Raw genomic sequence first — 12,308 nt, 5'->3', positions numbered from 1 at the left:
TGACTAAAGTGTCGATTAACCCTTCACATTGGCTCACAAAATTAGCATTGTTTTACTTGCATATCGCGTCCCGCAAAGAGATCGCTAAAATCTGTGTCCAACAAGCGCTTTACCGCAGGATGTTGGATCATACGTTCGGCAAACATCACATGGTATTCCTCTTTCACATCCGTGGTTTCACCGAGCAAATTCATCCCATGGGAAATCACTTCTTGGCGATAAATCGACGGCGTGACAAATATCCCCCGTTTAAGGTAACCAAAGGCCTTCATCATGGCCGCATCGTCGAACTCACCCAAGATACTGACTTTAAGATTTTGCTCGTCAAACCAGCGATATAACTGCTGTCCAAGTGAGGTTCTGCGGCCAGGAATTAATAGCTGGCCTTGCTCTAAACAGGCGGGGAAATCAGCACTATAAGTATCAGCGGAGAAAAAACTCACACCACACTCGCCCAATTTTTTAGATAAGATTTCGGGATACTTCAATGATTCACCGGCGCAATCGGAGAGGATCATATCCAGTTTATGCTCACGCAAACGCGCCATCAAGCTTTCGTGGGTCGCCTCATAGCAAGCTAAATGCATAGAACTGTCATTGGGGACGACGGATAACAAGACACGGCTGACTAAGGCTTTAGACAAAGCATCGGCGATACCCACTTCGAAAAGCATGGCATCATCTTTTTGATAGTTAAGTAAATCGAGCATTTCATAGCTAAGACTAAACATCTTATCGGCGTAGCGAAATACTAACTCACCTAGCTCAGTTGCTTCCAGTGTCCGCCCTACTCGCTTGAATAAACTGCCATTCAACCTGTCTTCTAGGGCACGGATTTGCCCCGTTATCGTTTGCGGCGTTAAACAGAGGGCTTCGGCAGCCTTAGCAACCGAGCCCTTTTTCTTAATCATCCAAAAATAATACAGGTGGTTGTAATTCAAGTGCAGCATGCTCATCCGTTGTGAATCGTCCCTCATACGCCCAAGGCGCAGAGGGATTATAAATCTATTTTTTTAAATCAGTTTATTGCAAACGCTGGCAATCAAGCAAGTTAGTAACTATGCCTTGTAATTGCTCCAAATCAGTCGCATTACCCAGACTTACCGCTTCAGTGACACCTGACACTAAAACATGACGTTCAGGGATACGTTCAGCACAATAGGTCCGATTCGCCTCTTGGAAACGTTTACCGCCGCGATATTTAAGCGCCCTTGATTCATAACCATTGGTTTCTAATCTCGCCCCTAAGGAATCAGATTTAAACATCAGAGCGCCATCGACTATCCCTTCAAGATAGCTTTGGCAAGTCTGAGAGTTCGCATCCTGATTACAGGCCGATATTTGCGATGCCGTCGCGGTTGTCGATAGACATAAGAGTGTTGCCATTCCCATTAATTTCAAATTTATCATAGTTATACTCCTTTATTAGGTAACACATTTGATAACCAGAAATACCCGACTAACGCCGCCATAATCGAACCGATTAAGGTTCCTAGGCGTGCTAAGTCACCGTACATAGGGTCTGCATGTTCAAAGGCTAACGACGCAATAAACATAGACATAGTAAAACCAATACCGCACATGGCCGCGACTGGGGCAATTTGCTTCCAACCTACGCCATCGGGTAACTGAGCCAATTTAAGTTTCACCGCAATATAGCTAAACACCATCACACCAATGGGCTTACCTAACATCAGGCCCAGTGCAATACCGACAGGTACCGGAGAAATTAACGTCTCCAAATTCATATTGCCGACATAAACACCCGCATTAGCGAAAGCGAACACTGGCAGAATGAAGAAGGTGCTCCAAGGGTGCAAACTGTGCTCTAAGCCTTCTGAAGGTGAGCTGCCATCCTTTGCCCGTAATGGAATGCAGAAAGCGATGATGACGCCAGCCAGAGTCGCATGCACTCCAGACTTAAGTACGGCGACCCAAAGGATTAATCCTAAAATGCCATAGGGCAAAAGTGAGGTGACCCCTTTGCGGTTTAACCCAACCAAGCCCGCAATCGCTAAACTGGCAATCACTAAACTGATGGTTGATAGGTCGGTGCTGTAGAACAGCGCGATAATCACTATGACACCTAAGTCATCGATAATCGCTAAAGCAAGTAAGAAGACTTTCAGTGAAACGGGAACGCGGCTCCCAAGCAGCGCCATAATACCTAAAGCAAACGCAATATCCGTCGCGGCAGGAATCGCCCAGCCCGCTTGTGTGACCGGATCGCCATAGTTAAACAGTAAGTACACCCCAGCAGGGACTAACATGCCGCCAATGGCTGCAAAGGTAGGCAGAGAGGCTTGAGCTACACTCGATAAGGCGCCTTCGAGTAACTCACGTTTAACTTCTAAACCAATAAGCAAAAAGAATACGGCCATCAGGCCATCGTTGATCCACAGAATTAACGGCTTATGAATATCGAGCTCGCCAATTTTAACTTGTACATCAGTGCCTAAAAAGCCTTGATAAAGTCCAGATAAAGGGGAATTGGCCATCAGCATAGCTAAGGCAACAGCAACCAATAATAGGATACCGCCAGCCGATTCTTGGCTCAGAAAATTTCTAATTGCTTTTTCCATCGTGCACTCCTAAAAATCATAATGAATTGAGTGTAGACGAATTGTAACAACAAATATAATCGTAAGTTTCGACCTAACACCTCGGTTATTCCGAGGTATTAGTCGAAAAAATGCACGTTACACGGCGACAGGTGCTTTGATATGGGGATGTGGAGCGTAGTTTGTTAGCTCGAAATCGTCGAATTTATAATCAAAAATTGATTCAGGTCTACGTAAAATCGTCATGGTTGGTAGCGGCATTGGCTCACGGCTTAACTGCAATGCCGTTTGTTCCATATGGTTTGAATATAAATGGGTATCGCCACCCGTCCACACAAAATCACCTAAGGCCAAGTCACATTGCTGGGCCACCATCATAGTTAACAAAGCATAACTGGCAATGTTAAATGGCAAACCAAGGAACACATCACAGCTGCGCTGGTACAGCTGACAAGATAATTTGCCATCAGCCACATAAAACTGGAAAAACGCATGGCACGGCGCCAAGGCCATTTTATCCAACTCGCCCACGTTCCACGCAGAAACGATAAGGCGGCGAGAATCAGGCTGAGATTTTATCTGGGCAATAACTTGTGAAATCTGATCGATAGCATCGCCACTCTGGGTTGGCCAGCTGCGCCACTGGGCACCATAAACCGGTCCTAAATCGCCATTGTCATCGGCCCATTCATCCCAAATGCTAACCTTGTTTTCGCGTAAATAGGCAACGTTAGTTTCACCCTTCAGGAACCACAGCAATTCGTGGATGATAGAGCGCATGTGGCATTTCTTGGTGCTTACCAAAGGAAAACCTTTGCTCAAATCGAAGCGCATTTGATAGCCAAATACTGAGCGAGTCCCCGTACCAGTGCGATCCGATTTATCCACACCTTCGGCTAAGATGTGCTTCATTAAGTCTAAATACTGTTTCATTGCTGCTTACCTTGCTTACGAAAAATCAAGTACAAACCGATTAACACCATAGGGATAGACAGTATCTGCCCCATAGTCATCAATCCCCAGTAGAGTCCCAACTGTGCATCGGGTTGTCTCACCGTTTCAACCATAATACGGAAAATACCGTAACCAACTAAGAACATACCAGAGACGGCACCGACTTTATCGGTACGTTTACTAAACCAGTAAAGTAATAGGAATAGCGCCACACCTTCAAGTGCAAATTGGTACAACTGGGAAGGATGACGCGGTTCGGGGCCTCCTGTTGGAAACACCATGCCCCATGGCACGTCTGTGGTTCGGCCCCAGAGTTCACCATTAATAAAGTTACCAATACGCCCTGCGCCTAAACCGATAGGCACCACAGGTGCCACCATATCGGCGACCGCAAAGAAGGTGCGCTTTTGTTTCCAGGCGATATAAATCATCGCCGCAATCACGCCCATCAAACCGCCGTGGAAGGACATGCCGCCTTCGGAGATTTTAAACAAATACATAGGGCTGGCGAGGAAATAATCGAAATGATAAAAAAGCACATAACCGACACGCCCGCCCAATATCACCCCAAGAAAACCATAAAAGAGTAAATCTGAAACTTGCTCCCGCGACCATACTCCCTTTGAGCGGTCGGCTTGACGGTTCAACAACCACATTGCCGCGACAAATCCGACTAAATAGGTAAAACCATACCAACGCAGCGCAGGTTCAAAGGTTTGTCCAAACAGATTAAAGGGTCCAAATGATACGATCACGGGATCGATATTGGGGAAACTCAACGCCATAACACATCCATTAGCAGCCTCAAACAGAGGTAAACATAAAAACTAGGTCAGAATTAACTTAAGGCCGACACACAGAAGTAACAGTGCAAATATCTTTTTAAGTACCGATGTTGGCCAAGTGCTCGCCGCTTTTACGCCCACAGGCGCCATCAGGACAGAAGTGATCACTAAACCAAACAAGGCGGGTAAATAGATAAAACCTAAGGTACCGTAGGGCAACTCGGGCGCATTAAAGCCCGCGATGATATAGCCTAAACTGCCCGATAGGGAGATCAACAAACCCGTCGCCGCCGAAAACCCAACGGCGTAACGCATCTGCAAGCCAAAGAAGGTTAAAAACGGCACTAACAATACCCCGCCGCCTATGCCCATCAGTCCTGCGATCATCGCAACTAACGCGGCCACAACAAATAATATCGGCGCGCTGGGTAGCTCACGATTCGATTCAGCTTTAAAGGGATACGCCATCTGAATCGACATCAACACCACAAATATCGCAAAGCCCTGCTGCAAAGCGGCAGCGGAGATACGTTCGGCAATAAAACCTGAGGTTAATGCTCCAAGAATAATCCCAGGCAACATCGTCTTAAATAAATCCCAAGGAATATTTCCACGCTTATGGTGCGCTCGCGTCGATGAGATAGAAGTGAGAATAATGGCCGCCAGCGAAGTGGCAATCGCAATATGGGGTAACTGAGCAGAACTAATACCGACCGAGGGCAGAATATAGAGCAGTGCAGGCACTACAATCAAGCCGCCACCGATACCTAATAACCCTGCCATAAAGCCGACAAATGCGCCTAAAGCTAAGCAAATAAAAAACACCGACAACAAACTATCCACACGAGTACCTACAGCGTGATAAATTGAGGGCCTTAGCTTAAAGCAAAAGACGACATTAGTTAATTAAGAATTGTTGAGAGACCTTGCTGGTTTAAATATTCTTTAACCAGCTCGCGCACTTGAAAGCCGTTTGATAGGCTCAAGGCTTGAGCGAGCAATTGATCTAAATCGGCCCGTGCGACACGGCGCAATAGATAATTGATCCGCGCTAAACTGCCCTGATTCATACTCAATTGATCGTATCCCATAGCCACCAACAAAATGGCGCCCATAGGCTCGCCCGCTAACTCGCCACAAATACTGATATCGAGCTTGTGATATCGACAGTCTAAGTGAGCCTGATGCAAAGCCCGCAGTATCCCAGGATGATAACTGTCAAATAACGAGCTCACCCGCGGATTGTTACGGTCAACCGCAAGCAAATACTGGGTTAAGTCATTACTGCCAACGGAGACGAAATCCACCCGTTTTGCCACATCATCCAATTGATACAACATAGCCGGCACTTCAAGCATAATGCCGATGCGTGGCATCACTATGTTGCTGTTTACATCGTTTTTAAGTTCGACATATGCTTGCTGCAGATATTCTAAGGATTGATCGATTTCATCTAAGTTACTGACCATGGGCAGTAAAATACTTAATTGCTTACCATCGCCACCTGCCTGCAACATGGCCCGTAACTGCACCAAAAATAGCTCAGGATGATCCAGCGACAAACGGATCCCACGCCAACCAAGGAAAGGATTATCTTCTTTAATCGGGAAATACGGCAAAGGTTTATCACCGCCAACATCCAAAGTGCGCATCACCACAGGTCGACCAGACGCCGCCGACAAGACCTGTTGATACACTTTCACTTGCTCAGATTCACTCGGGAAACGTTGTTGCAGCATAAAAGGAATTTCGGTGCGATACAGTCCAATCCCGTCGGCGCCTTCGGCAATTTCAGAGGCCACGCCGCTGAGTAAGCCCGCATTTAAATACAAACGAATACGTGAGCCATCTAAGGTAACAGAAGGCAGTGCTAATTCTTGAGCATACTGGCGTTGCAGCGCTTTTTGCGCCGAAATTAAGCTGCGATACTCACCAACAATCGCAGGGGAAGGCGACACCAATAGCTGGCCACGGCTGGCGTTCACCACTAAGAGTTTTTGATCAATATTGGCGGATAACAGTTGTTCTACACCGGTAATGGCCGGCACACCTAAGGCGCGGGCTAAAATAGCGGCATGGGAGTTTACGCCGCCAAGCTCAGTGACAATCCCCGCAAGTTTCTGCCTTGGGAACTCAGCCAGCATAGTCGCATCGGCTTCGCGGGTAATTAAAATGACAGGTTTATCGGGTTCAAGCTCTAAACGCTCTGGCTCAATCAGCTGGCGCAATACTTTTTGGCCTAAGTCGCGGATATCGCTTGCCCGCTCCTTAAGATAAGGATCTTCCATCGCCAAAAATTGCTGAATATAACGCAAGGACACTCGGCTTACCGCCGATTCAGCGGCCCAACCTAATTGCACCTCACGGGCATACTCGCCGCCTAAACTGGCGTCATCAAGTAATAGCTGTAATGCATTGAAAATAGAGACGACTTCGTCATCTTGCTCGCGGTCAAACCGCTGAGACAAAGCGCCAATCGCTTCTTTACAGCGCACCATAGCCGTTGTTAAACGGCTCGATTCATAGGCAATATCATCAGAGCGCACGTCGGGCTGCTCAAGGGAAATTTCTCCACCAAGCACAAAAGCATAGGCAATGGCGATACCGTTTGACGCCGACGTACCTTGAAATAGAATTTGTTGGTGGTGGGAACTGACTTGAGCTTTTTGTTTTAAACCGCGCACCGCCATCGCTAACTGGGCGGCGAGCGTCATCAGGAAGGCTTCTTCGCCTTCACTGAATTGACGGGCACTCGCCTGCTGTACCACTATCACCCCGACCACGGCTTTCTGGTAGATGATAGGTACAGCTAAAAAGGCACGGTATTCTTCTTCGGCAACTTCAGGGAAAAGTTTAAATCTGGGGTGAAGCCGCGCATCCGCTAGGTTAACGGCCTCTTCTCGCTGGGCAGCAAGTCCCACTAAACCTTCGGTCAGTGGCATACGTACCCGACCAACGGCGCTTTTTTCAAGACCATCGGTTGCAGATAACACCAGTTCTTGCTCTTCTAGGATATAGATGGAGCAACATTGGGTTTCCATCGCCGCTTTAGTCGATGAGACTAAGACTTCTAATGCGGTTTCCAAACTGTGGGCAGATGCCACAGCCTGAGTAATATCCCTAAGCGTATTTAACACTGTTTTCAATCCTCTTTTGAAAATCAGCCCGTTGTTTTTTGTCTTCCCCGTTTCCTAGGTATTTCTAGGGTCTGGAATGACAATGCCGTTACCGCAAACTCTTTCATCACCTTACGATAAACATCACGCTTAAATGACACGACTTGCCGCACAGGATACCAATAACTTACCCAGCGCCAATCGTCAAATTCAGGATGCCCAGAGGAACTCAAATTAATCGCACTATCTTGGCTTTTCAGTTGTAACAGAAACCACTTTTGTTTTTGCCCAATACACACAGGTTTACTGTCTTGCCTGACTAAACGCTTTGGCAAACGATAGCGTAACCAAGAACGGGTCGAGGTTAGGATATGCACGTGTTCGGGTCTTAGGCCCACTTCTTCATATAACTCACGGTACATTGCCTCTTCTGCTGTCTCGCCATCATCGACACCACCTTGAGGAAATTGCCATGAGTGTTGACCGAAGCGTCTGGCCCACATGACTTGGCCATATCTGTTACAAATTATAATGCCCACATTTGCGCGAAAGCCGTCGCTATCAATCACATGGACTCCAAATCACATTAAATTTTAATAAACTGATTGTTTCATAAAGCTAGTCTCTCAGCAAACCTCTATTTCACCCTAGGTCTTGGATAGAATCACACTTAAAAGACATTTATCAACAAAGCTAGGGGATGAAATGCGGGGATATCCACATTTTCTGTGGATATCTCTGTTTGAAACTCAGGTAAACTTGTTATAACGCTCAAAAAACATCTATTTAGCGCCATTTGATTAATTTAGAGTTAAAACTTTATCTAAAACAAATTCAATAACTTGAATGGTAATTATAATTTATTAATGGCAAAAAAAACAATAAAGCTCATTATTTAACCAGCCAGAGCTATTTCTATGGTTCTCACGATATTACTCAACTTTATACACAAATAGTGTCCACAACTGTCCACAAAAGCCGGAATAAATGCCCTGTATTCGCATTGACTTGGGGTTTTTATTAGGTTAAGGGACGCATTTTACTGAGTTATCCATAATATCTGTGGATAAGTATGTGGGGAACGCAAGGGAAAGCAGAGAGTAACTTTGAACACTTTTTTGCAAAACGGGGGGTAACTCGGATATGAAATTTAAAATCAGATACTTAGAATAAAAACAATCGGTACAAGTTTACTCAAATTGCGGAGTTCATTTTTTAACCGCCATTGCTAAGCGGTTATTTTTAAGTAAAATCCAGCCATGAATCGAATTATTCCCCCCGAAAATCTCCCTGAGCTACTCGAACGCGCCCATATGATGGCAGGCGTGAGTTTGGCGCAAATAGCAGCCCAAAGAGGCCTAAGGGTCCCCAAGGATCTTAAGCGGGATAAAGGCTGGGTCGGCCAGTTAATCGAAATGGAACTAGGCGCGACGGCAGGCTCTAAACCTGAGCAAGATTTTCTGCATCTAGGTGTCGAGCTTAAAACTATCCCCATCGATTCACAGGGACGACCATTGGAGACCACCTATGTTTGCGTGGCGCCGCTGTCGAATATCCAAGGGTTAACCTGGCAAAACAGCTTAGTCAGCCATAAGTTACAGCGAGTCCTTTGGGTACCCGTTGAAGGTGAGCGGCATATTCCTGTGAGAGAGCGCCGTATTGGCACCCCGATATTGTGGGAGCCTGATCCACAGGAGTTGCAATTGCTGCAACAGGATTGGGAAGAGATCATGGAGCTTATCGCCCTCGGCAAAGTCGAAAAACTCACCGCACGCCACGGCGAAGTACTGCAATTACGTCCCAAAGCCGCCAACAGTAAAGCATTAACACAAAGCATTGCCGAAGATGGCAGCCTCAAAATGACCAACCCTAGAGGCTTTTATTTAAAGACCAGTTTCACCGCCATGATACTTAATAAGGTTTTTGGTTAATATTTAGTGACGATATAGACTTGGATTGATCCAGATCACAAATTTCACTGGCACTAAGGTGACTCTTTTCTATAAACTACGGCATTCTGAAATCACAGCCGTATTCGGATACCCATCACGCAGTGAGAGCACGTAGACAAGCGAAAAAACTCCTTTTTGCGATTTTAGCTTGGGCGATTGCCATGGCTGCATTCGTGTTTTTTCGATATGCCCAATCACCAGAACTGCCCCAATGGGCGGTAGGTTCGGCCGATCTCGCGACACTTGCTATCTATATGGGAATAATTTTTGGCAGCCTGCATTGGATGTCGAACGTTATTGCTGATTTCAGTGCTATCAATCGCCTCCCCTATGTGTTTTCTGTCATCTTTAAAGGCTTGTTTTTATTACTGGGGGCGACGACATTAGCTTACATGACCCAATTTTTGAATATGTGGGCCATCGAAAATCACATGTCGACCCTAAGACAAATGCTGACGGCGCACATTCTCTACAGTCCTTCATTCCAAGCATTGATCGTCTATCTGGTGGTCGTGCGAGTCAGTTTAGCCTTCGTTGAGCAAATGGCGCTGTTAGTTGGCCCACGTATTCTGCTCAACATTGGCCTAGGTAAATACCATAAGCCAAGGTACGAACAACGATTATTCCTTTATCTAGACATGGTCGCCTCGACCACACACGCCGAATCACTTGGGGATTACCGTTTTAGTCGCTTGATCCAAGATAGCTTTAGTTTGCTGTCGGATACTGTGACCAACAACGAAGCCGAGATTTATCGCTATATGGGCGATGCCGTGTTGATCCACTGGCCTTTAGAAGAAGGGATAGTCCACGACCGCTGCATGAATATCTATTTTGAATTTAGTCAGCAACTTAATTGGCAAAGACGTTACTTTGAAGAACACTATGGCTTTGTGCCTAAGTTTAAAGCGGCGGCCCATTGTGGCCAAGTCGTAGCAGCGGTTGTTGGCGTGCAAAAACAAGAGATTAGTTTCTTTAGTGATGTGCTCAATACCCTAGCGAGACTGCAAGATCAGTGTAATCCCTTGGGGCAACGCATGTTGATCTCGGGCGCACTCGCGGGACGTTTAGATAATCCCAACACGCAATATCACCTATCGAATCTAGGCCCAGTCAAACTCAAAGGTAAACAACACTCCATCGAAGTGTTTGGCGTTTCCCCACTCTAATTTCTCATCATATTTAAGCGTTGAGTTGCATTAACACTTTACAGTTGCAGCGAGCTTATTGTGCTTCTTTAGTTAATAACTTTTGGATCATTAAACCTAAGGTGCGGAAGGTTAAGATCCGACTGGTCGTTTGACGCCAGACAAGGCCGATATCACGGTAAGGCGCTTCACCCGGCGGCGTCATCACCACCAAATCTGTGTCATTCAAAATACCCGCATCGATTGCCATTTGCGGCAGAAATGTAGTGCCCAGCTTACTATTCACCATCTGCACTAAGGTATGCAAACTGGTGGCGGCAAACGGATTCACTTTCGCGCTATCCCCAAGCTGACAGGCTGTGATGGCATGACCCGTAATGCAATGCTCGCTTTGCAGCAGGAAAATACTCTCGTCTGGCAAGGCTTGGTAATCGATCGGCTGATGGATTTCTCCGGCTAAATCCTTATGGATCACCATTTTGAACGGATCTTTACCCACTTTCATACTGTGATAACCGCTGGTATCCACAGGCAAAGCAAGGATCAATAAATCCAGCTCACCTTTACCTAAGGCATCCAACAAACGCTCAGTGGTATCTTCTTTCAGTAATAAACTCATCGCTGGATAAGATTGCTGGCATTGACGAATAACACGGCTCAATAGGAAAGGCGCAATCGTAGGAATACACCCTAAACGAATATCGCCTGTCATCGGCTCGCCTTGGTTTTTCACCAATTCAACCAAATCATCCACATCGGTGAGAATTTTACGGGCGCGCTGCACCACTTCTTCACCAATAGCGGTAAACATAAACGACTTATGGTCTCGCTCAATCAACTGATGCCCTAACTGCTCTTCTAAGTTTTGGATCCCACTCGAAAGCGTCGATTGGCTGACAAAACACACCTTAGCCGCGCGGTTAAAATTCTGCTCTTGATGGAGATTCACCAAATAGAATAAGTTTTTTAAGCTAGGTAAACTTTTCATTTTCTCGATTGCCATTAAGGTTATGAATTAAGAAATTAAATCTACTCTAGCATAACTGAAAGCCAATAACGCGGCATTAGATTTCAAGAGTGTGAGCCGAATCGATATTCAACCGATTAGCTGTAAAACTTAAGTGGGAGTAACAAACAAAGAGGAGAAAAGCACTCGCGGGGAAACGTAAAAGGCAACAAACTCAGCCGTCAAACTAACGCAATATCTAACGCAACAATCTAACGCAACAATCTAACGCAATCATTCACTCAATTGGGCGCAACAACAGACGTTATTGCTGCGCCTTAGCAGATCGATATCTTATGCTTTAGCTTGGAGGAATAACTTTAACTGTTGTAGATCCGCACTTGCATGTTCGACGATCTCAGCAACCCAAGCGCCGTGTTCAGCATCCCATCTTGGCTCTTCACCGTGCTGCAATAACTGGGCGATTTGCTGAATGCGTTTTAAACCTACCGAACCTGCGGCACCTTTAAATTTATGCGCTTCTGAACATAAGGTATCTCTATCTGCAGCGTCGTTAGCCTTCACTAGATTTCCTACATATTCAGGCATTAACTGCTCAAATAACACCACACTCTTAAGTAAAGTACCGGCACCAATGGCGCTACAGTACTGTTCGAGAGTATTGAGATCTAGGATTACTTCTAATTCAACTGTGGCCATGAGGCCTCCCTTAAGTGGTCCAATGCTTAAAACGAATTTATCACATGATACCCACTAAAATTGTCTGTGCAACTTATAGCGATATACATGGTCAAATTCGATTAAAATTAACAAAAAACAAACTAA

General features: G+C 45.8%; 12 protein-coding genes. 2 read left to right on the top strand and 10 right to left on the bottom strand.

Annotated elements, in window-relative coordinates:
• Positions 1-41: 41 nt before the first annotated feature.
• The 8 genes from nhaR to rppH all read right to left on the bottom strand — a co-directional run bounded on the left by nhaR (position 42) and on the right by rppH (position 7,985).
• Positions 42-950, bottom strand: a complete 909-nt coding sequence (gene nhaR / locus AC5YB3_RS17805; RefSeq protein ID WP_063884532.1) for a transcriptional activator NhaR — start codon at positions 948-950, stop codon at positions 42-44.
• Positions 951-1,023: 73 nt separating this feature from the next.
• Entirely contained in the window at positions 1,024-1,410 is a 387-nt protein-coding gene (locus tag AC5YB3_RS17800) for a hypothetical protein (RefSeq protein ID WP_494525851.1), read from the bottom strand.
• A gap of 2 nt (positions 1,411-1,412) precedes the next feature.
• Positions 1,413-2,582, bottom strand: a complete 1,170-nt coding sequence (gene nhaA / locus AC5YB3_RS17795) for a Na+/H+ antiporter NhaA (protein WP_494525850.1) — start codon at positions 2,580-2,582, stop codon at positions 1,413-1,415.
• Between the two features lie 117 nt (positions 2,583-2,699).
• Complete coding sequence (gene thyA, locus AC5YB3_RS17790) at positions 2,700-3,494, bottom strand: thymidylate synthase (RefSeq protein WP_494525849.1); 795 nt, start codon at positions 3,492-3,494, stop codon at positions 2,700-2,702.
• Positions 3,491-4,300, bottom strand: a complete 810-nt coding sequence (lgt, locus tag AC5YB3_RS17785; RefSeq protein WP_006080765.1) for a prolipoprotein diacylglyceryl transferase — start codon at positions 4,298-4,300, stop codon at positions 3,491-3,493. Before lgt ends, thyA begins: the two co-directional genes overlap by 4 nt.
• Before the next feature lie 42 nt (positions 4,301-4,342).
• Positions 4,343-5,143, bottom strand: coding sequence for a sulfite exporter TauE/SafE family protein (locus AC5YB3_RS17780; RefSeq protein ID WP_006080764.1), 801 nt, complete (start codon positions 5,141-5,143; stop codon positions 4,343-4,345).
• Positions 5,144-5,202: 59 nt separating this feature from the next.
• Entirely contained in the window at positions 5,203-7,437 is a 2,235-nt protein-coding gene (gene ptsP, locus AC5YB3_RS17775; RefSeq protein ID WP_494525848.1) for a phosphoenolpyruvate--protein phosphotransferase, read from the bottom strand.
• Positions 7,438-7,460: 23 nt separating this feature from the next.
• Positions 7,461-7,985: an RNA pyrophosphohydrolase gene (rppH, locus tag AC5YB3_RS17770; protein WP_006080762.1), complete on the bottom strand. Its 525-nt coding sequence runs from the start codon at positions 7,983-7,985 to the stop codon at positions 7,461-7,463.
• Positions 7,986-8,675: 690 nt separating this feature from the next.
• Here rppH and mutH point away from each other — a divergent pair.
• Positions 8,676-9,347 carry a DNA mismatch repair endonuclease MutH gene (gene mutH, locus AC5YB3_RS17765; protein ID WP_494525847.1) on the top strand — a complete coding sequence of 224 codons (672 nt, stop codon included), beginning with the start codon at positions 8,676-8,678 and terminating at the stop codon, positions 9,345-9,347.
• Positions 9,348-9,469: 122 nt separating this feature from the next.
• Positions 9,470-10,537 carry an adenylate/guanylate cyclase domain-containing protein gene (locus tag AC5YB3_RS17760; protein WP_006080760.1) on the top strand — a complete coding sequence of 356 codons (1,068 nt, stop codon included), beginning with the start codon at positions 9,470-9,472 and terminating at the stop codon, positions 10,535-10,537.
• Positions 10,538-10,592: 55 nt separating this feature from the next.
• Here the strand turns inward: AC5YB3_RS17760 and oxyR are convergent, their stop codons facing one another.
• Positions 10,593-11,504 carry a hydrogen peroxide-inducible genes transcriptional activator OxyR gene (gene oxyR, locus AC5YB3_RS17755; protein ID WP_086010628.1) on the bottom strand — a complete coding sequence of 304 codons (912 nt, stop codon included), beginning with the start codon at positions 11,502-11,504 and terminating at the stop codon, positions 10,593-10,595.
• 312 nt (positions 11,505-11,816) lie between these two features.
• A complete protein-coding gene (locus tag AC5YB3_RS17750; protein ID WP_006080758.1) occupies positions 11,817-12,182 on the bottom strand; it encodes an Hpt domain-containing protein in 366 nt (121 codons plus the stop codon).
• Between the last annotated feature and the right edge of the window lie 126 nt (positions 12,183-12,308).

This window comes from Shewanella sp. 1311, from assembly GCF_059338235.1.
Note: the sequence above shows the minus strand (reverse complement) of the source record. Positions and strands in the feature narration are given on the sequence as shown.